Source organism: Vibrio sp. CyArs1, assembly GCF_022432925.1.
Lineage (GTDB): Bacteria > Pseudomonadota > Gammaproteobacteria > Enterobacterales > Vibrionaceae > Vibrio > Vibrio mediterranei.
The window spans coordinates 532,918-556,893 of record NZ_JAKRBO010000001.1; the positions used below are offsets into that span (position 1 = coordinate 532,918).

A 23,976-nucleotide genomic window follows, 5' to 3' on the forward strand; every position below is an offset into this window, starting at 1 on the left:
AAAGCACAAAAAAAGCCAGAAAAAATTGAAATACATCACAATTTTCTTCTCGATGACAAAATTCTGTATAAAGCGTCATCAAATTTACATCTAATACGCTTAAAACCTAGCCTTTCCTGACTTATTTCGGCTAGGCATATTCCGGGCATTTGGGTATAGTGTCGACACTTTCATCGTTAAGAAGTAGATACATGTTCCAAGACAATCCGTTACTTGCACAACTTAAGCAACAAATCCAAGAAACCCTTCCAAAAAAAGAAGGGACGATTAAAGCAACTGAGAAAGGGTTTGGCTTCCTAGAAGTTGACGCGAAAAACAGTTTCTTTATTCCACCTCCATACATGAAGAAATGTATGCATGGAGATAAAGTTGTTGCAATTATCCGTACTGAAAAAGACCGAGAAGTAGCGGAACCACAAGAACTTATCGAACAGGCTGTCACGCGATTCATTGGCCGAGTCAAACTTATCAAAGGAAAACTTAACGTTGTTCCTGATAGCCCTACTCTTAAAAAGCTCACACTTAAAGCCAAAACTAAGAAAGGCATTAAGTCAGATGATCTAAATGACGGTGACTGGGTCGTAGCACACGTAATTCGTCACCCATTAAAAGATGATGGCGGTTTCTTTGTTGAAATCACGGAAAAGATCACAGACACCAATGACAAAATCGCACCTTGGTGGGTAACATTGGCTCAAAACGATTTACCAAAGACTGAACCAGCCGGCCTTGAAAACTGGGAAATTAACGATCATTCCGATTTAGAGCGTATCGACCTAACAGACGTTCCATTTGTCACTATCGATGGCGAATCAACAAAAGACATGGACGATGCACTTTATGCAAAGAAAAATGACAATGGCAGTTTTGAACTCACCATTGCTATTGCTGATCCAACCGCTTATATCACACCAGAAGACGATATGGATAAAGTCGCCAGAGAGCGCGGCTTCACTATCTACCTTCCGGGACGTAATATCCCAATGCTACCTCGCGATTTAGCGGACGATCTCTGTTCGTTAATTGAGAATGAAGTACGTCCAGCGATTTGTTGCAAAGTCACAGTAAGTGCTGACGGCGTAATTCAAGATGATATTCAATTCTTTGCTGCCAACATAAAATCTCATGCACGTCTGGCTTACGACAATGTGTCTGATTGGTTAGAAACCGGAACATGTGACAAATGGCAACCAAGTGAAGAAATCGCTCAAGTAGTTACTGAACTAAATGAGTTTGCCAATGCTCGCGCGCAATGGCGCGAGACACACGCCGTTGTGTTCCCTGACCGTCCAGATTATCGCTTTGAGCTTAGTGGAGACAATGACGTCGTAGCTATCCACGCAGATATGCGCCGTGTAGCCAACCGCTTGGTAGAAGAGTCCATGATTACCGCCAACATTTGTGCTGGCCGTGTTCTGAGTAAAGCGTACGGCTATGGCGTTTTTAATACTCATCTTGGCTTTAAAGCGGACAAGCTGAAAGATGTTGTAGAGCTGGTCAACCAAGGTAAAGAAGACAACCTTTATACTGAAGAAAGCCTGTCAACTCTTGAGGGATTTGCTCAACTCCGCCGTAATCTTGGTGGTTTAGATTCAAGCTACCTAGATAACCGGATTCGCAAGTACCAAGCGTACAGTGAAATCAGCAACCAGCCAGATGCTCATTATGCAATGGGCTTGGACGTGTACGCGACGTGGACATCTCCTATTCGTAAATATGGCGATATGGTCAACCATCGTCTGTTGAAAGCCTACATTCTTGGCTCTGAACCATCACAACAGCCAGATGATGCTTTAGGTGAAGAGCTTGCTCTACATCGTAAACACCATAAGATTGCTGAGCGTACTGTAGGTGATTGGTTATATGCTCGTACACTTGCTGACGAACCTAAGAAACAAACACAGTTCACCGCAGAAATCTTTGATATCAATCGCGCCGGTATCCGTGCTCGTTTGCTAGAAAATGGCGCTTCTGTGTTTATTCCAAACCCACTCATCGTTGACAACAAAGAGCGCATTGAAGGAAACAACGAGAACGGCACGGTTTCTATTGATAAAGAAGTCGTATATCGTCTAGGGGACACGTTTAAAGTAATACTGAACGATGTGAATCAAGAAACACGTAGCCTAATCGCTAAGCCTGTTGAAGTATTTGCTGATGCACCTAAAAATGCATCAACAGAGCAAAGCGATGAAACGGCTAAATAGCCAATAGCATCTCGCTAGATAATACAAAAAGGGAGCCATCGGGCTCCCTTTTTAATATGAATGATGTTTTGTCGTTCATGCCTCACCAAAAGTACGCTTTAGGATCTTTCTCAATCTCCCTCATCACCGCGGTAAGGTCCGTACTTTTACCCAGAAATGGATATGGCATCCAGTTGTCCCCTTCATCTTCATCGGGAACGAAAATCGACCATTCTCTGGTATTGGAATCGAATAGGACTTTAACGACGACACTGGTGTAACTGGAAGAGCTTGAGTCCAATAGATAATGAGCTTTAGAAAACAAGACGCCATGCTCAACCATTTCAAACAAGGATTTACCCAATTCAACAGGCATGCTCTTGTTACGGTTGCTGCAAACAATTTCGGCACATCTTTCTAGGCGACATTGTGACATTTCGATAAGTGTCATATACCCCACCTTTTGGCTGACTATGTGTTTAATATAACTGCTTTTTGGATAATTTGTTAGCGTTCGACGCCACACAGTAACCATTTTTATCCTCTAATTTATTGGCTATGCAACTCCACTTCACAAAAGTGTCACACAAACGAAATATGATGTGGCAAATTCTCACTTTAATTGGAGTTTCTCTATGCTTCGCGTCGCTTTAGCCGCTCTACTCTCCTTCTCTGCTATAAACACTGTAGCAGCACAAGAAGTCAATATTTCTGGTTCTACATCTGTTGCTCGTGTTATGGATGTCTTGGCAGAACAATACAACACGTCACACAGCGACACGTTCATAGCCGTTCAAGGAATCGGTAGTACAGCAGGTATCACCCTAGTAGAAAAAGGGGCGGCGGATATCGGTATGAGCAGCCGTTATCTTACAGAACGTGAAAGCAGTGAAAGTCTAGACGTTTTTCCTATTGCTTACGATGGTCTAGCTATTGTGGTCAACCTAGCAAACCCGGTTCAAGACCTCACTCGAGAACAGTTGTTTGACATCTATAAAGGAAAAATTAATAACTGGAAGCAAGTTGGTGGCCCAGATCAGAAGATTGCTGTTGTGACACGTGAGGCCTCTTCAGGCACGCGTTCAAGTTTCGAAAGTCTGTTGGGCTTGACCCAAATCATCAATGACAGACTAGTCTCTGATATCAATCCAACGAACCTCGTTGTAAATAGCAACAGTATGGTAAAGACCATTGTTAACAACAACCCACACGCCGTAGGTTACATTTCTGAAGGTTCTGTCGACCGTTCAGTTAAGGCCATTAAGTTTGAAGGTGTGGAAGCAACCACCAAGAATATCTCCGAAGGGAAATACAAGCTCGCACGTCCTTTCCTTTTGCTACACAAGAAAGATGACATTGATGATGACGCGGATAAATTCATTTCTTTCGTGCTATCTAATGAGGGACAATCCCTCATCCAAGAATATGGCTACACGCCTATAAAAAAGTAGTAAAGTCATCGCTACATTAGGGAAAGCATTTGCTTTCCCTTTTTCGTCTCTACCAAGATTGGAATCGTTGAATACATAATTACGACACTTCTGTCATTTCCCATGTTATCGCAACCTGCTATGTTGTTAATCAGAAATGGTTTATCCCCAATAGGAGTCTATTCATGATTGTCACCACTACTCAAACCGTTGAAGGAAAGCGTATAGTTGCTTACAAAGGCGTGATCGCCGGCGAAGCGATCTTAGGTGCCAATGTCTTTAAAGACATGTTTGCTGGCCTGCGAGATATTGTAGGCGGACGCTCGGGCACCTATGAGAGAGAGCTACAACGTGCGCGTGAAATCGCACTAAAAGAATTAGAACAAAAAGCCGCTGATGCTGGCGCGAATGCTGTTGTGGGTGTCGACCTTGACTATGAAGTACTAGGGACTGGCAACGGCATGTTAATGGTGTCGGCGAGTGGCACTGCAGTCGTTGTTGATTAAAGACGAATAAATAAGGCAGCGAATGCTGCCTTATTTGATCACTCTAAAAAATATCAGAGTTTGGTTACAGTCAGCGTTGGATTGGCTTTATTTGTTGCATCCAACTTGAAACGATAGTTTCCCTCTTCAGCAATATTTATAGTGACATTATCATTGCTACCTGCAGTAAGAGTGCTTGCCTCACCCAAAGTAACACTCACTTCGCCACCAAAGTTTGTCTCTGCGTTCCAAGATGCATCGGCGACCTTCATATTAAAACTTCCCGTTTGCACTTCTATATCTAACTGGTAAATATTATTGGCAATATAGCTAAACTTGGCATTGGAATTTTCCGTAGGGGCATCCCATGTCGTGATCGATCCACGTAAGTAGAGTTCAGTACTTCCGAATGGTGCGATACTAGATACATCTTTATTACTGTTGTCTATCGGCAAGCCTACACCCTGGCTCTCACCTTGAGGAAGTACAAAGACAGCGGTTGTCAATGCTGGTACAGAGAAGATTTCATTACTAAATGAGGCTGTTTTCACTTCACTATCATAAGACGACTTTTGAACCGGATGTAGTTCAAAACCGCTAGCTCCTTCAATCTTGAACTCCTTAGTAACTGCCGTCGAGTTAACCACAACCACCACCGCATCATATGCAGAATCAAGATCAGCACCCGCACTGGTTCCATCATCAATCGTCATGACAATTAAACCTTGTGTTTGACCCTGACCAACGTTGCGGAAATCGACTCGTTTCATGACCTCCTCAGCACTATCTAAGCGGAACAGCTCACTACTACTTCTAATTTTAAGTAACTCTAAGAATTGTTGTTTGGTTAGTTCAATGTCCGTTTGAGACGGTTTGACACTAGGATCGGCTATGATTTTTCTGATCAAATCCCAGTTAGCACCATCTTTGTCTTCTCGAGGTAAACCAACATTCCAGTTATTGTCTGAACCATCGAAGCGAACGCGATTATACCAATCTCCTGAGTCGTAGGAATCTCGCTGCATCGACTTAGACCGCAATAGCTCTGAGCCCATGTGAATAAATGGAATACCCTGCCCCAACATTACGGTTGAAAGCGATACAGTCTGCATTCTAGCTCGCTTCGCCGAATCTATCCCTGTCGCAATCTTGTAGGCGTTGTTGTCCCAAAGTGTTTGGTTATCATGCTTCGATACGTAAGAGATATTCTCCGATGGGAACTTAGTATAGCCTGCCGGGGCGCCATTATAATCCACATCTTTGCCGCGTTTAGTCTCACCACTGTAATCCAAGAGAACATAGTCAGCTAAATTGCCCGCCATACCTAAACGGACGATATCTTGGTTGTGAAGTCTATCGTTTGTTGTTTCAACTGATTCGATTACCTCTTCATTAGGATAAGCCGCATTACCAAACCCTTGATTAAACCTTAGTGCATGGCGGCCATCGCTGTTAACGCCGCCATCAAAAGGACTACCACCACGTACTGCGTCTCGCAATCGATCAGAAAACGTACCAATTTCAGTACCAGCCATAGCTAGCTGTGTGGCTTGCTCGAATCGAGCATGATTAGAAACTTCACCAAAATCCCAACCTTCACCATAGAAAATGGTATCGGGATCAATCGCTTTCACTTTCTCTAACGCATAAACCATCAAGTCTTTTGGTTGGTGCCCCATAAGGTCAAAACGGAAACCATCGACTTTGTAGTCACCAGCCCAAACTAATAGTGAATCAACCATTAGCTTACCCATCATCAAGTTTTCCGTCGCAGTATTGTCGCAACAGGTCGAGTTTTCTACGCCTCCGGAATTGGCGTTGAGCCTGTGATAATACCCAGGAACAATTTTATCCAACACTGACTTATCATTTACGCCAGAGGCATTGGTGTGGTTATATACGACATCCATGACGAACTTAAGTCCCATATCATGAGTCGCTTTTACCATTTGGCGGAACTCTTTGATTCTTAGTGAACCTTCAGCGTCGGTAGCGTAACTACCTTCAGGAACTGTGTAATGGAATGGATCATAGCCCCAGTTAAAACTGTCATACATTCGTAGGTCATTCATCAAAGACTGCGCATTCGCACTCGCCGGGTCATAGTTTTGCAATAAATCTTCAATGACCTGCCCACTATCTGCTGTAGAACAAACCGCAGCTTTAGCATTAAGAGCACATAGATCACCGACCGTATCGGTAATATCAACTCTATTGACCTCATCAACCGTAGCAATATCAAACACAGGTAATACATGCAACGTTGTTAAGCCCGCTTGTTGCAATGACTTCAGATGTGTTACTGACTCTCGAGTATCTTCGGTTAGTGCTAAATACTTACCATTCAATGCTTCCGTCCCTCTAGAATCACTGAAGCTAAAATCACGTATGTGAGATTCGTAAAGGACATGATCCTCAGCTTTAGATAATTGAGGACGAGAATAGGCTTCGTCATTCCAACCTTCAGGCATTAATAACGTATCATCGAGATCTACAACTTGAGAATATAGAGAATTTGCAGACACGCTAAGTGAATATGGGTCGGTTACCAATCGCTGCTCCACTTTACCCGTCGTAGGATGGTACACCTTAACGTCGTAACGATAGAACTGGTTCAGCGCTCCACTTACGCCATCCGAGGACCATATGCCAGTATCTGCATCTTCAGTCATTGGATATACACTATCTAGGGTCTTATCTTCATTATAAACTTCTACCGACACTGACATTGCTGTTGGTGCCCAGAGTTTAAACGTCACATCGTTTCCTTCAACAATAGCACCGAGTGTTTGAGCTATTGCATTACCCCCATCTTTTGAGGCAAACACAGAGTCAAGAACCCCGGCTGTTTGAAGCTCAGTGGCGGTAATAATTTCATTGCTCTTGTTATATGCGACTATCACAAGTTGTTTTTTTAAAAGTGTATGTCGTGTCTCCGCATTCACATCAATGTTGAGGGCAGTCAAGCTCGCTAGGTGCTTATAGCGAGCTTTGAGTGGCTCAGGCAACTCACCCGAAATGGTGAGTTCAACGTGTCCATCTTGCCCTTGAATAGACCTATCATCATTCATTGTGATGCTGCCGTCTTCACTGTAGAACAGAACCACTTTATCTGCCGTCGAGGCGGCTTCCCAACCAATTGTGGTACCATCTAACCAGTGAGCTGCGCGCCCATCGATCGCGACAGGTCTATCAGCAGTAGGGACGTAATAAATTTGGCTACTGCCATGGAAACCAAATAATCCCTTATTGTCATCAAGTTGACGTAGTTGAACCTTGTGATTTCCACTCCCAAAGGCTTTCTCATCTCCTTTGTGAAGTATAAAGTTCATACATTCGTGAGGGTCTGATGCATCTGGGTTCACCTTCAGAACATAATAAGCGCCATAGGTAGAGCTAATTCCTGTATACCCAAATGGAGCATCCCAGCTCGTTCCACCATCACCAATATTCATTGCTTCTAGGTCAGTACTTTCACACCCTTCGCCATTCCACAGGTGTAACCCCCAACCAGCGTACGGGTCACCAGATTGAGCCGCTGAGTCACGTTTGTAATAGATGACGACTTCATTCTCGCCAGCCTTATACAAGCCATCCACATCCCCACTATTGCCACCAGCCTCTGTTCCAGACTCACTATTCGTATTGCATCCTGCGAGTAATACAATTGAAATCAGTGGTATAAGCGTTTTAGCTGCCACTGTCATCTTCGGTTTATTATCGTCCACTTTTCAACCTTTTATTATTGAGGGTAAATCGGTTAGTTCACTCTCTATGCTATGAAAAGTGATGCTCAACAAAATGTGAACAATGCATGTTAAGTTTTTGTATCGGATAAAATAACAGAGCGTTTGAAGCACTATCACATACTGGGAAGTCTTAGCACCATATTATGCAACACAGTGCTCATTTTGATCTTACAGATTTTAAAGGCTTAGATACTGGGGCGTAGAGTTTGAGGATGATAACTCAACCTGCAATTGGCGACTTGGATCAGATTTTGTTATGACCTTATTTTCAACTCAAAAATATTAAGCTGCTACAAGCGGCGTTGTTTTGGAAACATCAACCAATAATGAAGTTCGCAGGCAATATGGGAAAGTAATTTATTGCTTTATTGACAGATTCGTTAGCTACGACAGCCACCCCACTCTAAATGACACACCTACGAAGACAAATACAACAGAAATTATGGTTACTGGAATAATATGAAGTGCCATGTCTACAAGGTTGTCCTTCGATAGCTTTGGGATTACTCGAAAACGCGCATCGAGAGCCAAAGTAACCGTTAGAGCAAGCAAAACCAATTTCGCCGCAATACCATGAGCTAGTGGAATTGACATATCGAACCATAAACTAACATCAGGAAGGATCTGATAAGACATCATCAATCCCGTAGTCACTTGAATAACTAACGCTGGCATTCCGATCTTTTCATAGTTCTGCTCGAACTCAAGTAGCATTTCAGGTGACTTGTATTTCAATACTTTAGGTAGGACTACAATACTCAAAATTAGATGACCACCCGTCCAGATTGACGCACCTAAAATATGCAGCACTAAAAGCCAAGCAAACATGTGCCTTCCCTTTTCTTGTTCTGTTAAATTAATCTTAATTATTAACATATTGAACAATAAAGATATGACGAGGATCATACAAATGTAATGATATTTATTATCGTTTATTTGAGTATTAGAGGTAGGGCACTTAATAGAGCTAAAGAACTGTGCGTAATTTATGACAACGCAGAGATAGATTAGAGGGAGTGGAGGCGCCTCCCGGAGTCGAACCGAGGTCCACGGATTTGCAATCCGCTGCATAGCCACTCTGCCAAGGCGCCATAATTTGTGTGCTAACAATTAGCGAATAGATGGTGCCCCGGGCCGGACTTGAACCGGCACAGCGCGAACGCCGAGGGATTTTAAATCCCTTGTGTCTACCAATTCCACCACCAGGGCACGCAATTTCTTGCGATGCCGATTACTGAACAGTAAAACACCATCTGTTTCTTACCGCAGTTGCAGTAAGACTTTAATATGGAGGCGCCTCCCGGAGTCGAACCGAGGTCCACGGATTTGCAATCCGCTGCATGGCCACTCTGCCAAGGCGCCTTAATTTGGGTGCTAATTAATTAGCGAATAGATGGTGCCCCGGGCCGGACTTGAACCGGCACAGCGCGAACGCCGAGGGATTTTAAATCCCTTGTGTCTACCAATTCCACCACCAGGGCACGCAATTTCTTGCGATGCCGATTACTGAATAGTAAAACACCATCTTTTTCTTACCGCAGTTGCCGTAAGACTTTAATTTTGAGCGACTCACTAGGTTTCCGTTCTTCAACGGTCTTGGTGTGACGTTAATCTTGGCAAGGTTGCCTATAACAGTCTCGCTAGTCTCGCATACGTTTTCATCGGGGTTTCCCGTGAGAACGAGGTGTACTTTAACGGATTAAGTTTTTGCGTCAACAGTAAATTTTAACTTTATGAATCAACTGACTAAATATCGAGCCAAGCAGTATGAAGGCCATACAAATCGACTAATTCAGCACCACTTATAAGTTGGCGATCTTGCGATCCAATTGATATTTTTCGTCTGTAATGATTTTCTCAAGTACTTCAACGCGCTCAGATAAGCTTTTTATTTGTTGTACCAACTCGCTATTTAAACCTTCCGCCCCTTCCATGGCTTTCTCTAGTTCAATCGCCCTCATTTTTTCGCGATGAGCGAAAAATGTTCGCAGCATACCTCGACCAAAAATAGCGCCAAAAATGATGAGAACAACCAAGACTTCAGACATAAGCACCTCCACGAATATAGTGATAACTCACCATAGTCGTCGACTAACTTAAACGCAAACTGTTAACAATGCTGAAAACGGATTTCGAGGCTTAGGTCTCAGACAAGGTGAATTAGCTGTCCAAACGTTAGTGAGTACAGTGAGGGAGAATTCTTAGAGCCAGAAAGAACGAAACCCCGACGATTGTCGAGGTTTCTGAATAATGGAGGCGCCTCCCGGAGTCGAACCGAGGTCCACGGATTTGCAATCCGCTGCATAGCCACTCTGCCAAGGCGCCTTTCTATTAACACACTGAGCTGCTGCTCCGTCGTGTTCGGGGCGTACTTTACGGATTACTCAACATTAGTCAAACAAAAAACGATATTATCTCTTCGTTTGTCCAGATTAACGGCAATATGCTTAATCAAGCAGCGATCTAATGTACTAAGCGTTCTCACAGTCACATCTCTTAGTGTGTTTCACCACTTTTTCATCAAGCGTCCCACCAAGTTTGGATGATAGGACCAGCAATGATCAAACATACTCATCAGTGCGGGGTTGCCAAACTTAGAAAGGTTGATGGCGTGAAAGCGGTTTTTACGCTCTTTCAGTTGGTCGACTTTTTGTATCATCTCTTCGGATTGTTCCGGTGCGATAAAGTCGGAAATCACAACCATGTCTGCGTTTTTATAAGTATCAGTCCCCATCAAATCGATAGACTGAACTAATACTGGCTCTAAGTCAGTTCCGCCATGAAATGAATAGCTAAGAAAATCAGCAGCTTCTCGCAAACCATCTTGCTTAGTCAGTTCATACGTAATGTGTGTAGTAGAAAACAGAATCACATAGCATTCACGATCTTCAGCTAAAGCAATTTGCATCAGTGCGTAAGCCATTGCTTTGGCACACTGCTCAGGAAATCCACTCATCGAACCAGATGCATCGATACAAACAATAAATGGGCCCTTCTCTATTTCCACCTTACTGTTATCGGGTTTACTAGTTCGTACTTTTTTGAGCGTGCGTGATTTTCCTTGAGTTTTGTAGTTCATTAAGCGTTTATCAGCGAGATGTTTGTAAAACACCACTTCCAATTCGGGATAAGCGAGAAACATGGTTTCATTAGGAAGCAGTTTATTCAGATCGTCGGACTCGTGAATGCCTACTATATCATCCGTCGCCTCATCACTTTGCTCTTCAACCATCTCAACATCATCAGCTTGTGCTTTATTAAGTTCGGGATCATCCTGATCATTTGCCATTCGTCCAAGCTGTTCTGCTATCTCTTGTAGTCCCTTATTCTTCTTAAGAAACTCGGCATGGTTGTGCATCACTTTTAGATCAGTCTTGGTGAGTTTCGCAGAGGCCATATCCCACAAACGGCCCATAGCAGCTTCATCACCCTGCTCCGTCACGGTATCCATGTTTTGCATGGTTTCCATTCGTTGATACAAATCGGCGAGAAACTTCTCTTTACTTGCTTCTAACTCAGAGACCTCGGCTTGTTTAATCGCATCCGCTAGGCTCTTGTACCAAAGATCGCAAAAGAAACGGGGAAACATGGGATTATTAACTGACTTGTTTTTTTCTAGCAGACGCCTCGCCTGCATGTAGAATGCAGAATGCCACTCAAGTTGCTTGACGACATCATTAATGCGTTCAAAAAATGTCGCTTCATCCCAGTGGATGACCTCTTGATAGAGTGCAAGTTCTTTCTGGAAACGTTCGGTCTCACAAACACGAGTCATACGTTTTTTTACCGAGCCACGCCACTTCAACAAATGGCCTTTGACCGCAGAACGAACGCCGCGCTTTTCTGTGAGCGCAACAACTTGAGAGCGAGCCATCAAATCATTAACTGCCGAATCAATTAGACCTGAGTCGGCAATCATTAGCGCCAAGTTTAATCCGTCTGCTCCGAGCATCCATGCCTCCGGTGTTTTATCTTACGATGTCACTCAACCAAGTTAGCTAGCCATCTAATTAAGCAAAGCTCCTAGTCAAGTAAAGTTCCTAAGCGAGCTTTCTAGGCAAAAAAGTCATTTAATCCTTTGATTCTGGCGACTGCTTTCTCAGCTTCGGCATTAGTCGTTTCAAGTGTTTGCGTGACTGTTTGTAAGCTCACTTCCATCTCTGTTGGTATCTCTTGCTGAATAAAGCCGTGTGGTAGAGCTCCATGGAAGTTAGAGCGTACTTGTCTAAGGTGATATTCTGCATGAGTAAGCTGCGTTAATACCTGATCAGCTCTTGTCGTCCACTCTTGAAGTAAATTGGAGTCAATACCAGAAGTGGTCACAAGCGTAGTTAGAACAGAGCGATTAGCGATATCCTTAATAACGAGGTTATTGGCAGCGTCAATATCAAGCTTCAAGCGGCACAAATGCGTATTTTGGTTTACATAACCATACACCTCACTGCCACCTTCTTTGATGGCTCGGCTAAGCTCATCTTTTGCTACATAGACCCAGCGGCTATCGCCTTTTTCACTCTCAGATACTGACATGTTGCTTTGCAGCAAGACCAATTTGACTAGGTCCGTAGCCGGACCAACTTTGTATGATTTGGCGTTGCTAATATCGTACTGGTATACATCTTTTCGAAGCAGCCCCGTCGTGGATTCCATAGAAAGAGGCATCGCAAACTCAGCTTCGATTTCATCTTGAATATCAGCTAATTGCTCTTTACCTTCTTCGATCTGTTGGAATACTTCCTGTTGATCAAAGGCGTAGTTCAACGCAAAGTCACGAACAACATCGCGAACAATTTCTAGTGATTCTGGACTGTTCCACAGACAGTCTTGTAGTAGCAGTAAGTCGAGCGGGTTGACGCTATCGCGACCATTAAAGAACGCACTCGCCTTGAGGAGTTTTACCGCTTTCTTCCAACGACGGTCGGAAACATACAGGTCTGACTCCGAGAGTCTGCCTTGGTTTTCTTCTGCTGCGGACTCTAGCAAGGTTTTAAGTTGATAGAGTTTTTCAAAGACGGAATCAGTCAACTTGACGTTATCAAGTTCACGTTGCCATTGATGATATTCCTGATCGGTAATCGCCAAACCTTCGGGGATCTTCGCTTCTTCACTCGTGCCAACCGTTAACATTGATTTGAAGTTCTGTTTATTCTGAATACGATTTACAAATATGCGTACCAACATACGGTCATAGAGAGCTTCCAAACCGCTGTCTTCATCGGGCAGTTCATTTGAGGCGGAAACCAGCAAGCGCATAGGCACTCTTTCAATATCACTACCGTTCTTAAATGTTTTCTCATTCACGACGGTTAGTAATGTGTTTAAGATCGCAGGACCTGCTTTCCAGATTTCATCTAAGAAAACCACTTGAGCGGTAGGTAAGTAACCTTCGGTTAATCGTAAATAACGTCCGTTGTCTTTGAGCTCTTGAATACTAAGAGGGCCAAACACCTCTTCAGGGGTAGAAAAACGTGTCATCAAGTATTCAAAATAACTACTGTTATCAAATGCTTGTATCAATCGCTTCGCAATTAGGCTCTTAGCTATTCCAGGCGGGCCAAGCAAAAAGACACTTTCTCCTGCAAGGGCGGCTAATAAGCAAAGCTTTATGGTCTCTTCTCGTTCGTAAACGCCATCGGAAAGTGCTGAGGCGAGTTTATTAATTCGTTCAGATAGCAACGCTTTATCAGCGTGGGAAACAACTGTGGGCTTTATCATGCCAATACCTCTGTGCACAAAACAGGAATGCATAAATGATTTTATACATTTGTTATTATTATGTTACAAGATTTTTCATTCATGCTTTATTTAAAGCATGACCGCAAACCTAAAATTATCAAGCTGATTTTTATAGAGTTTTGTCACTAAGAGTCGCTTCAAACACCAGAACTCATTAGCCGAAAGTATGAGAAAGCGCCTGTTTTGCTCTATTAAACTGTAACGTAGGTTTTTTAATGAACTGTCCGACGAGACTGGGGTGATAACGCCATTGTGTATCGAATAGCCCTAAAACTTCTGGGTTACCATATTTTGAGAGACATAAAGAGTGGAACCGATTGTAGCGGCCACGTAATGACTCTACTCTTTCGACAATCTCCTGTTCCTGCTTAGGTGCGATGAAATCGGAGATCACCAGCAAATCGGCATTTTTGTATTGCTCACCTTGCATCAGTTCCACAGCGTGATTCAAGACCTTTCCAAGATCGGTTCCGCCTTTAAAGGTATAAGACAAAAAGTCACTCGCTTCTTTCAGTCCAGTCGTCCCTGTTAAGTCATAACTAATGAATGTGGAGGAAAACAATATGACGTGGCACTCGCGTTGTTGTTGTGCGGCCATTTTCATTAGTGAATACGCGATAGCTTTCGCTGATTTTTCCGGAGCACCCTGCATTGAACCTGAGACGTCTATCGCGATAAGCATAGGGCCTGTCTCCTTGTCTGCTTCACCCGTCGCTGTTTTAGGTGAATGTAATTGACGAACCGTACGTTGTTTACCTTCTGATTTGTAGGTTAGCAGTCGTTTTTCCACCAAGTGTTGATAGAAAATGGTTTCCAATTCTGGGTAGGCCAAATACATGGTCTCATTAGGAAGAAGATTGTTGATGTCGTTACTTTCGTGGATACCCACAATATCATCTGTCGCAAAGTCCGTTTTCTCTTCAACGACCACTTCATCGTGGCTCAATGCTTTATTTAGCTCTGGAGCATCCACTTCTTCTGCCATACGTCCGAGTTTGTCGGCAATATGTTTCAGCTCTTGATTATTCTCAAGGTACTCTGCTGTACGTTCTATGTGTCGCCAATCCTGCTTTGTTAGTTCTGCTCCTGCCAAATCCCAAAGCCTTCCCAATTTGCCCTGTTCGCCACCTTTTTGCAGGTTCTCCATATCTTTTAACGTATCGATTTTCTGATACATCTGTTTTAAGAATTTAGACTTCTGCTGGTCAACCGTTTGTTGTTGTTTCGATTCAACGGCCTGTTTTAAGCTTTCATACCACTGCTTACAAAACTGACGGGCAAACAGTGATTGTGGATAAGCATCGATATCACTCGCTAACTGACGAGCTTTAGGAAGGAAATGCGAATCTTCAGGGAGCTGCTCAATCAATTGACTTAATTGATCATCAAACTCTTGCTCCGTTAGATAGACTGCACGTTGATAAAGTTCGAGTTCAGATTGCAGAGACTCGGTATCTTGACCTTTGACGAGCTTGCGTTTAACAGATTTAGACCATTTGGCCATTGATGCTGTTAAGCTTTGCTTAAGTCCCTCATCGCTTCCCATCGCCAACAGGTCTGTTTGCTGCATGATGTCTCTAACCGCAGAATCAATAATTCCTGACTCTGCTACCATCATCGCCAAATTTAGACTGTCCGCACCAAGCATTTCGTTACCTATAAATAAACTTCACAACCGTGTAGACCTCTTGATATACCTAAATTTTTCATTGCATTACAGGTAAGAAACCCTAGTTTTCATTTTCGATCGCCATTTAATAAAACGTTCCCCTTATTATCCATCGACTTTTATGTCACGTTATGGTCATATTGAACCGTGATTACGTAAACCTTCTACGTACTTTATATCTAGCCATCAACGGATGATTTTATGGCCCAAAGAACAATTCATCAGTGGAAATCCATTGCCCTCGTAGAAGAAGACATTGAATTACCAAATCAGAAAAGCATTACGCACACGACAATTAAACACCCAGGAGCTGCGGTCATCCTTCCAGTTACCGAGTCCGGCGATATCCTGCTATTAAATCAATATCGGCCCTCACTTAAGAAGTGGCTTTTAGAGCTTCCTGCCGGGACGATGGAACTGGGTGAAAATGCTGAAAATTGCGCACACAGAGAACTGATTGAAGAAACGGGCTTCGAAGCTGGTAGTATGATTTCTCTAGGACAGGTGACACCACTCGCTGGCTTTTGCGACGAGATACAGCATCTGTATATTGCAAAATCACTCAAACCGAATCGCAGCTTAGAATGCGATGATGATGAAGTTATTGAATTAGTGACAATGTCACTAACGGAATTACAACAAAAAATAATCGATGGTGGCATCACGGATGCCAAAACAATAGCGTGCTTAAGCAAAGCCACGCTATGTGGATACATTTAGGAGAGTATCAATGGATTTTCGCTCAGACACAGTGACCCAACCTACCCCAGCTATGCGTGAAGCTATGGCCAATGCACCTGTCGGTGACGATGTTTACGGGGATGACCCAACGGTCAACGAATTAGAACAATGGGCAGCAGAGCGACATGGTTTCGAAGCGGCGCTGTTCACAACATCTGGTACTCAGGCAAACCTGCTTGGTTTAATGGCACATTGCCAACGCGGCGATGAATACCTGTGTGGCCAGCAGGCTCACAACTATAAATATGAGGCTGGCGGTGCAGCAGTACTCGGCTCAATTCAGCCTCAGCCTATTGAGAATAACCCAGACGGTACACTTGATTTCTCTAAGTTGAAAGCCGCGATAAAACCGGACGATAGCCACTTCGCGCGCACCAAATTGTTAAGCCTTGAAAACACTATCAACGGTAAAGTTCTATCATTGTCATATTTGGCAGAAGCAAGGAAGTTTGTTGATGAAAACGGACTGAAACTGCATCTAGACGGCGCTCGAGTATACAACGCGGCCGTGGCATTAGATGTGGACGTAAAAGAAATTGCTCAGCATTTTGATTCTATGACAATCTGTCTTTCAAAAGGCTTAGCGGCTCCTATTGGTTCCTTACTTCTTGGTTCTAAAGCGTTTATCGAACGTGCAAGACGACTGCGTAAAATGGTTGGCGGTGGTATGCGCCAAGCTGGTATTTTAGCCGCGGCAGGAAAACTTGCGCTTACAGAGCAAGTCGATCAGTTAAAAGTTGATCACGCTAATGCCAAAAAGCTCGCACTTGGCCTAAATGACATTTCTGGATTTAGTGTAAACGCCGATTTTGTCCAAACGAACATTGTTTTTGCTAAGCTCGATGAATCGGTAAAGATTGATGTTATTGCAGAATCGTTAGCTAAAGACGGCATTACAATTACCCCAGGGAATCCGATTCGATTCGTAACTCACAAGGATATTTCGAGTGATGACATTGACACATTGCTTCAGAAAGTCAGAGAGTTAGTTGGATAATTGTTTCGACCCATCCAACATTAATTAGGAGAACGTCAGGTTCTCCTTTTTTGTGTCACAAATTCAGCTTGGGAAGTAATAATTTCTTGAGGTTAACCTAAGGTGAAGCATTACCATTTTGCTAAACGGAGCTAGAGTACATTCTTATGAAAAACAATATACTTACCGTGATAGCTTTGATGGCTATTTCATCGGTTGCTGATGCTAACGAATTCGGAAATCCAGAACTAGGTGAAATGAAAGCACCAAGCTGTGTGTTCTGCCACAACCCTAATGGAGCTCCTACTCAAGCTAACTACCCAAACCTCAGCGGGCAAAACTCGCTTTATCTGTTTAATGCTATGAAAGCGTATCAAAATGACGAGCGCCAAGGCGCGATGGCAGAACTTATGAAGGCTCAGCTTCAAAACTTAACGGAAGAAGACTTGAAAGATATTGCTGCGTTCTATTCAACTATCGATTAGCAGAGTATTTATCCTCTGTTCAATCGCACTTATAGCCATAGACACTGTAAGAGGCACATGTGCTTGATAAGGGTGTAAGGAGAAAATAGGATTAGGTTTCGTCTTCTCTATTTCAGCAACTGGTTTTAGTGCCATGCTTTCACCAAGTAGAAATTCAGGAACCAAGCCTATACCAAACCCTCTCTCGATTAGGCGAATAGCATCGTAGACCGTGTTGACACGGTGTGCTGGAACAAACGTTAACTCTTGTTCCGTATTTAATTCTCGATGGTGTATTTGCGCTGGTTGCCAATGTTGAGCGACATATTGGCACGATGTTATATCTACTTCATTGTTTTTCGATTGGCATAGGACGTCAGAAAACTGACCAAGTTTCCTTTGTTTTAGATTGGAATCTCCAGATGCGCCTACACGAATCGCTAGATCAATATCCTGCTGAATTATGTCCACGTGGTCATCGTCACTTACTAAGTTCAGCGTCACATCAGAAAAATCATTAAAAGTATCAGCGAGCGCAGGTATGACAATACTCTGCATCAACGCGTGTGGCGCTGTCACCGATAGTCTTCCTGATGGCGTGTTCATCGACTCTGATGCCTCAATCCACGCAGATTCTGCATGCTCTTGCATGAGAGCGCATTGATGATAAAAACGCTCTCCGGTAGAAGTCAGCATCTGCTTGCGCGTCGTGCGTTTTAGTAAGCTCGTATTCAACTCATTTTCTAACTGTTTTAGCGCTGAACTAACTACAGATTTAGACACACCGAGTTTATCAGCCGCTTTGGTTATTGAGCCACTTTCAATGATTTGTACATAGATAGACATTAAACGTAGTTTATTCACAATAAGCTCTCTTAATTGTTCTCTTTAACAGAACATACCTTTCCAATTAGTTTGTTTTTCATCATCAATACTATCTCTATGATTAACTCAAACACAACCCAAATTAAAAGGTATGACGATGACTCAATCAGCTTTAGAACGCTCAAAAACTGGAATTTCCGCATGGCAAGTTGCATTTAACAATCAGGATGCCGCTGGCTGCGCGGCACAATACGCCGAAGACGCTGTAATGGTAGCGAAACCTTTTGGTACATTTGAAGGTCGAGAGGCAATACAGGCATTCTGGCAAAACATTATAGATCAAGGATTTAAAGACGTTGATTACACCAATACTAAATGGGAAAAGGCTGGAGAAACGTCATACATTTTGACCTCAGACTGGACAATGAATAACGCCTTCGGAGTTGTTCATAAAGAACTATGGGAAATTCAAACCGATGGTGCGTCTCGGTTAACTTATGATGAGTTTGAAGTGCTTGGTGAGAGGTAGACTATCCTGCTTTAGTCATTTATTAGTACGCCCCGTTATACACGGGGCTTAGTATTAAATTGACTTAGATAATCAAAAATGGACATTTTTCGCCACTAACATACATCCAATGACTAATAAAAAGATATGTACGATTCGGTGATAGTCAATTTTGTATTTGTGTAAAAGATGATAGCCGATCATCCCGCCAGTTAAACCAATGACAAACGCTGGCATTGCCGACATCACCAAAGACAACACTTCTTCAGTTATCAAACCTTCATTCCAAAAACTCACGTTGGCACCAATCATCTGCAACATAAAGAAGAAAGCCAATGTCGATTTGGTTTGATCGGCCGTCCAAGGCTGCATCGATGTATACGCAATCACAGGAGGACCCGATTCACCTACGCTAGCACCTAAAACACCTGAAGTGAAACCTGCCCCTACTGTTACCGGAACAGAAGTCTTTTTAAACAAAGGCTTAGTTGAGCGTAGAGAATGTAAACTTGAAGCAACTAAGACAATTCCCATAGTCAAAAGAATGTACTGGGAAGGCATCGTTGCCAGTAACTTAGCACCAACAAAAGACGCAGGTACCGAACCGGCAAATAGAATCAATCCTGTTTGGCGTTGTATTGAATGGCGCATTTTCCAAACGATTGGCAAGGTAACTAACCAGCCAAAAATACCAGCAATTGGGACTGCTGTTTGAGCTCCAACAATGAATGAAAGCAACGGAACCGACACTAACGCTGAGCCGAATCCCGTTAACCCCTGTGTGAAACCCGCTAATGCAATGATCAACGAAACGAGTATTAAAGTGGTGTCCATATGTCCTGTTATTCAGCCGTTAAAAGTTCTTCACACTATAGACTCATGAAATTTAATAACCATTACTCGTGTCACATTTTGTTGTTTTATGTACATTTAGATTCGTTAGTGTGACTATTTTCTCAGAACAAGACATCCATCTCCTTATAATGACCATATCCATACAGTTTTGAACAAAATGCTCACTCAAAAGCGTCTATAAGACTGAAGGTGTTTTTAAGAGGCTCTCATCCGAATCAGCCTTCCCTTCAGATCCTTGTAGATAAACCGTGGTAGCGGATAAACACGAGCAATCATCGACCTTCAACAGGGACGCCTTCAAAAAAGTATCGATTTGAAACTGTTAACGAATTCATCGTATTTAAATTTATGAGGTAAACAATGGATCACTTCCAGTTAGAGTCGGAGCAGTTATTTGAAACACAGGCTCATCAGCACACGTCAGCAAGGGGAATCGAAGAGTTTGATAAGGTTTATGGGTTAGGATACCAAGTGGATCATGCCGATTGGTCCCCTTTCCCGCGAGTTAATCAATTAAGACAAACCTTCCTAGATAGGTCGTATGACATCGACGTTGAGCGTCTTCGTCTTGTTACCGAAGCATATCGAGAGAATGAAACCTTACCACGTATCCTGCAGACTGCTTTCGCTTTCCAGAACATTCTCCATAACTGCACACTGCACGTTTATGATGACGAACTAATCCTAGGGGAGATTGCTGCTCCAGCAAAAGCCTCACCTATTTATCCTGAATTCTCTGTTGACTGGATCATTGACGAAATCCTTCACTCTCCTTTTGAAGAACGAAGTAACGACCAATTTTATATACGTAGTGAGCAGGATAAAAACGAAATTTTGGAGTTATGCGCATACTGGAAAGGCAAAACGGCCAATGAGATCATTACGGCCCACCTTGATGATGACCAAAAGAAAGGCTCACATATGGGTGAAAAAGTCTTTCAGACCAATAATTACCATTTTGCAGGCATCGGACATTTTGCCATGGACTTCACTAAGCTCATGACGCTTGGTTATGACGGGGTTATCTTGCAGGCCAATTCCGCATTGAAGAAATTGTCGAAACAAGACCCCGACTATAGCGATAAACGAGATTATTACAAAGCGACCATTGTATGTTTAGAAGCGGCTAAGCACTATATTACAAGGTACGCGCAGTTAACGTCTAAAATGGCGGAACATGAAACTGACGCTAAACGCAAACAAGAACTGTACACCATGTCTCTCAACTGTCAGCAAATCGCAGGTGGTGCTCCAAAGTCTTTCTGGCAAGCTATTCAGTTATTCAATTTTGCCGTTACTTTGACCCAAATTGAGGGAAATGGTCACTCTATCTCTTATGGTCGTATGGACCAATGGTTACTTCCCTTCTACCAAAAAGATGTCAATGAACGTGCCGTATCAAAGTCGTTTATCCTAGAGCTCATTGAAGTGCTTTACGTCAAAATGAACAACCCAACTAAGCTCAAAGATAAAGGCACAGTAAAAGTTCGCAATGGTCGAGGTTTTGGTGGAGAAAGCTTAACTCTAGGTGGAGTAGACTCAGAAGGTGAAGACGCCACCAACGACCTAACAATGTTAATGTTGGAAGCATCAGCCCATACTCGAATGATGAACCCTTGGGTCTGCGTTCGAATGCACGAGAAAACACCGTACGAGCTCAAGATTAAGACGATTGAATGCATTAGAGCCGGTTACGGTCACCCTAAATTGTTCAATGATACCCCAGCGATAAAAGCCATGTTAGGTAAAGGGGTGTCTTTAGCTGAGGCGAGAAATTACGCTGTAGTTGGCTGCGTTGAACCTACAATACCCGGCAAAGAGCACGGTTGGTTGGACGCTGGCTACGTGAATACCGCAAAAATGATGGAAATGGTCATCAATGGTGGACGAATTCTTTCAGGGCCAAATGCTGGCCAGCAACTGGGGCCAGATACTGGCAGTTTAGAAACTTACGCTACATTTGAACAAGTTCTAGAAAGTGTCGATAAACAGTTTGCGTACTGGTGCGATCAATTATGTAGCTGCTTAAATGTCACCGACAAGATTCATCGTATGGTGAAACCCACTCCCTATATCTCCGCGTTTTTTGAGGGTTGTATCGAAACCGGACGCGATATGACGTTTGGTGGTGTGAAATATAATGGTACTGCTCCGCAGGCTGCTGGAATAGCAACTTGCGCTGATTCTCTCTCTACCATTAAGAAGTTAGTCTTTGATGACAAGAAATACACGGGTAAACAATTGCTTGATGCTGTGAAGAATAATTGGGTTGGTTATGAAAAGCTGTACGCGCTCGTCAATAGCTCCAAGATCCCCCATTATGGCAACGACATCGATGAAGCCGACGAGCTATTCACCTTTATGTTTGAATGCTATTGCCGTCATATCAAGGGACGCGTCAATCCTAGAGGCGGAAAGTTTAGCCCTGGCGTCTACACCGTCAATGCGAATGTTGGTATGGGCTTATATACCAATGCGTCGTTAGATGGTCGCAAAAATGAAGAACCTATCTCTGATAACATGGGACCTGTCCATACCGCAGGCGGTTCGCACGATACGCAAGGCCCGACCGCTATCGTCAACTCCGTCACGAAGGTAGATCATAGCTTGGCGACCAATGGCACTCTACTCAATTTACGTTTTCCAGAAGACGCCGTTTCAGGCATTGAAGGAAGAGATATTCTGGCCAGTTTTATCGACGAATACATATCCAAACAAGGCATGCACGTGCAGTTTAATATTATGAGTTCGGACAAAATGCGCGCCGCCCAGAAAAATCCAGAACTGTACAGAGACATGTTAGTACGAGTAGCGGGATACAGTGCGTATTTCGTGGAACTTGGAAAACCTTTGCAAGACGACTTAATTCAACGCACCGAGCTTAGGTTCTAACAAATAACCTATATACAACTACTGTCAAGCTGGGCATTCAACGCCCGGCTTCTAACTTAATTGAGGTTATTTGTGTCAAACCAAGCCACCGTATTGAATGTACAGCGCTTTACACTCCACGACGGTCCAGGGATCCGAACTGAATTCTTCCTTAAAGGATGTCCTCTACGATGTGATTGGTGTGGAAACCCGGAGAGTTTTAATCGCAGAATAGAAGTTGGGGTCTACCATAACCAGTGCATCTCACGTGAGCACTGCGGAACGTGTTTAGAGGTTTGTCCATCGCCCAATATGTTGACGTTTTCCGATGATTATCTATTTGAGGTCAAACGTGATCTTTGCTCTTCCTGTATGGCTTGCTCTGACGACTGCCCTGCAGAAGCAATCAAACAATGGGGCAGTTTCATGACTTTGGATGAGTGCATGACAGCTATCCGCAAAGACAAAGGCTTCTATCAACGTTCAGGTGGTGGTGTAACTGTGTCTGGCGGAGAGCCCCTTTTACAGAGCAACTTTGTATTGGAGTTGTTTAAGTTATGCAAACAAGAAAACATCCACACTTGTTTAGAGTCGAGTTTCTTTGCTAACTGGAACCGAATAGAAAAGCTCCTTCCCTATACCGATCTATTTATCTCCGATATTAAGCTACTAGATAGCCAGCGCCACAAAACGCACACCGGAGTCGATAATCGTAAAATCCTCAATAATCTTAGAGCATTGAGTAAAACTGAAAAGCCTATCATATTGAGAATCCCAGTTATTCCGTCCATCAACGATGACGATGAGAATATTACCGCGACCGCTGATTTCATTATTAATGAGCTCAACGGACGCGTACAAACGCTGCAATTACTTAGCTTTATGCGCTTAGGGGAAGAGAAATACCGCTCATTAGGGTTGCCATACAAGATGGCCGATTTAGCCTTTGAACGTGATAGTTTTCAACTAAGGGTAAATCAAATTGCCGACTACTTAAATCGCCGAGGCATCCATTGTACGGTTGGAACAAAAGACGCCAACCTGAAATGCGCAAATTAGAATCCATCAAGATTTAGAGGCACTTGTTTACCTAGCCAATATGCATAAGTGGTGTGATCAATAAGGTCATCGCCAGTGTCGGCGTGTACTAAAACACTGAGTTCACCTCTAACACTATCAAGCCAAGGGATAAGTGCATCAAAGTCTTCACGAAAGAACAAAACCTGGAAGCTCCACTTCGTATGAGGTCCAACAGGCTTTTGATGTACTCTTCCGACATGCAGACCAAACTTTTCTGTAATGGTTTCACTTAACACGGTAGCCATTTCTAAAGAAGATTGATCAAAGTAGACGTGTGCATGGTATTTATCGTGAAGGTTTTGGGGTTTTTGAGGTGATGTCATGGGGTTACTTTGCGATAAAATTGCGTGAGGAAATAGTGGCGGGATTGTAACTGATATCTATCTGAAAAATAAGGGAAG

At 43.2% G+C, this 23,976-nt stretch carries 19 protein-coding genes and 5 tRNA genes; 9 read left to right on the top strand and 15 right to left on the bottom strand.

Annotation, left to right across the window (positions count from 1 at the left end):
- Positions 1-191 precede the first annotated feature (191 nt).
- Positions 192-2,207, top strand: coding sequence for an exoribonuclease II (rnb, locus tag MMA19_RS02475; protein WP_240205419.1), 2,016 nt, complete (start codon positions 192-194; stop codon positions 2,205-2,207).
- Between the two features lie 82 nt (positions 2,208-2,289).
- Here the strand turns inward: rnb and MMA19_RS02480 are convergent, their stop codons facing one another.
- Positions 2,290-2,637, bottom strand: coding sequence for a DUF3024 domain-containing protein (locus tag MMA19_RS02480; RefSeq protein ID WP_006069662.1), 348 nt, complete (start codon positions 2,635-2,637; stop codon positions 2,290-2,292).
- Between the two features lie 184 nt (positions 2,638-2,821).
- Here MMA19_RS02480 and MMA19_RS02485 point away from each other — a divergent pair, with 184 nt between their 5' ends.
- A complete protein-coding gene (locus tag MMA19_RS02485) occupies positions 2,822-3,637 on the top strand; it encodes a phosphate ABC transporter substrate-binding protein (RefSeq protein WP_236110278.1) in 816 nt (271 codons plus the stop codon).
- Between the two features lie 164 nt (positions 3,638-3,801).
- The gene (locus tag MMA19_RS02490; protein ID WP_006069660.1) at positions 3,802-4,122 is read left to right on the top strand and encodes a heavy metal-binding domain-containing protein; all 321 of its coding nucleotides are present in this window, start codon (positions 3,802-3,804) and stop codon (positions 4,120-4,122) included.
- A gap of 53 nt (positions 4,123-4,175) precedes the next feature.
- Here MMA19_RS02490 and pulA read toward each other — a convergent pair whose 3' ends face one another.
- The 11 genes from pulA to MMA19_RS02545 form a co-directional block, all read right to left on the bottom strand.
- Positions 4,176-7,808, bottom strand: a complete 3,633-nt coding sequence (gene pulA, locus MMA19_RS02495) for a pullulanase-type alpha-1,6-glucosidase (RefSeq protein ID WP_240205830.1) — start codon at positions 7,806-7,808, stop codon at positions 4,176-4,178.
- Between the two features lie 426 nt (positions 7,809-8,234).
- Positions 8,235-8,678 (bottom strand): CopD family protein, encoded by a 444-nt coding sequence (locus MMA19_RS02500; protein ID WP_240205420.1) that lies wholly within the window; start codon positions 8,676-8,678, stop codon positions 8,235-8,237.
- Between the two features lie 189 nt (positions 8,679-8,867).
- Positions 8,868-8,941: transfer RNA gene (locus MMA19_RS02505), tRNA-Cys, on the bottom strand.
- A 31-nt stretch (positions 8,942-8,972) separates the two neighbouring features.
- Positions 8,973-9,059, bottom strand: a tRNA-Leu gene (locus MMA19_RS02510).
- A gap of 79 nt (positions 9,060-9,138) precedes the next feature.
- Positions 9,139-9,212: transfer RNA gene (locus MMA19_RS02515), tRNA-Cys, on the bottom strand.
- 32 nt (positions 9,213-9,244) lie between these two features.
- Positions 9,245-9,331, bottom strand: a tRNA-Leu gene (locus MMA19_RS02520).
- A 321-nt stretch (positions 9,332-9,652) separates the two neighbouring features.
- Complete coding sequence (locus tag MMA19_RS02525; RefSeq protein WP_006069657.1) at positions 9,653-9,898, bottom strand: hypothetical protein; 246 nt, start codon at positions 9,896-9,898, stop codon at positions 9,653-9,655.
- Between the two features lie 203 nt (positions 9,899-10,101).
- Positions 10,102-10,175: transfer RNA gene (locus MMA19_RS02530), tRNA-Cys, on the bottom strand.
- A 181-nt stretch (positions 10,176-10,356) separates the two neighbouring features.
- The gene (gene viaA, locus MMA19_RS02535; RefSeq protein ID WP_240205421.1) at positions 10,357-11,802 is read right to left on the bottom strand and encodes an ATPase RavA stimulator ViaA; all 1,446 of its coding nucleotides are present in this window, start codon (positions 11,800-11,802) and stop codon (positions 10,357-10,359) included.
- Between the two features lie 101 nt (positions 11,803-11,903).
- Complete coding sequence (locus MMA19_RS02540) at positions 11,904-13,565, bottom strand: ATPase RavA domain-containing protein (protein ID WP_006069655.1); 1,662 nt, start codon at positions 13,563-13,565, stop codon at positions 11,904-11,906.
- A gap of 175 nt (positions 13,566-13,740) precedes the next feature.
- Positions 13,741-15,234, bottom strand: a complete 1,494-nt coding sequence (locus MMA19_RS02545) for a VWA domain-containing protein (protein ID WP_240205422.1) — start codon at positions 15,232-15,234, stop codon at positions 13,741-13,743.
- Between the two features lie 222 nt (positions 15,235-15,456).
- On the opposite strand from MMA19_RS02545, the gene MMA19_RS02550 reads away from it, so the two are divergent.
- The 3 genes from MMA19_RS02550 (at position 15,457) to MMA19_RS02560 (ending at position 17,457) form a co-directional block, all read left to right on the top strand.
- Entirely contained in the window at positions 15,457-15,975 is a 519-nt protein-coding gene (locus tag MMA19_RS02550) for an NUDIX hydrolase (protein ID WP_240205423.1), read from the top strand.
- Between the two features lie 10 nt (positions 15,976-15,985).
- Entirely contained in the window at positions 15,986-16,993 is a 1,008-nt protein-coding gene (gene ltaE / locus MMA19_RS02555; protein WP_240205424.1) for a low-specificity L-threonine aldolase, read from the top strand.
- Between the two features lie 146 nt (positions 16,994-17,139).
- Positions 17,140-17,457 (top strand): cytochrome c, encoded by a 318-nt coding sequence (locus tag MMA19_RS02560; RefSeq protein ID WP_240205425.1) that lies wholly within the window; start codon positions 17,140-17,142, stop codon positions 17,455-17,457.
- Here MMA19_RS02560 and MMA19_RS02565 read toward each other — a convergent pair.
- Positions 17,443-18,300: a LysR family transcriptional regulator gene (locus tag MMA19_RS02565; RefSeq protein WP_240205426.1), complete on the bottom strand. Its 858-nt coding sequence runs from the start codon at positions 18,298-18,300 to the stop codon at positions 17,443-17,445. The genes MMA19_RS02560 and MMA19_RS02565 overlap by 15 nt on opposite strands.
- 118 nt (positions 18,301-18,418) lie before the next feature.
- On the opposite strand from MMA19_RS02565, the gene MMA19_RS02570 reads away from it, so the two are divergent.
- Positions 18,419-18,790, top strand: coding sequence for a nuclear transport factor 2 family protein (locus MMA19_RS02570; protein WP_006069649.1), 372 nt, complete (start codon positions 18,419-18,421; stop codon positions 18,788-18,790).
- 72 nt (positions 18,791-18,862) lie between these two features.
- On the opposite strand, the gene MMA19_RS02575 is transcribed toward MMA19_RS02570, so the two are convergent.
- Entirely contained in the window at positions 18,863-19,603 is a 741-nt protein-coding gene (locus MMA19_RS02575; RefSeq protein ID WP_006069648.1) for a sulfite exporter TauE/SafE family protein, read from the bottom strand.
- Positions 19,604-19,984: 381 nt separating this feature from the next.
- On the opposite strand from MMA19_RS02575, the gene MMA19_RS02580 reads away from it, so the two are divergent.
- Together MMA19_RS02580 and MMA19_RS02585 are read left to right on the top strand one after the other, a co-directional pair.
- On the top strand, positions 19,985-22,516 hold the full coding sequence (locus tag MMA19_RS02580; RefSeq protein WP_240205427.1) for a formate C-acetyltransferase/glycerol dehydratase family glycyl radical enzyme: 2,532 nt from the start codon (positions 19,985-19,987) through the stop codon (positions 22,514-22,516).
- Between the two features lie 72 nt (positions 22,517-22,588).
- On the top strand, positions 22,589-23,554 hold the full coding sequence (locus MMA19_RS02585; protein WP_240205428.1) for a glycyl-radical enzyme activating protein: 966 nt from the start codon (positions 22,589-22,591) through the stop codon (positions 23,552-23,554).
- On the opposite strand, the gene MMA19_RS02590 is transcribed toward MMA19_RS02585, so the two are convergent.
- Entirely contained in the window at positions 23,551-23,898 is a 348-nt protein-coding gene (locus MMA19_RS02590; RefSeq protein ID WP_240205429.1) for a DOPA 4,5-dioxygenase family protein, read from the bottom strand. The two genes, MMA19_RS02585 and MMA19_RS02590, sit on opposite strands and share 4 nt — an antisense overlap.
- Between the last annotated feature and the right edge of the window lie 78 nt (positions 23,899-23,976).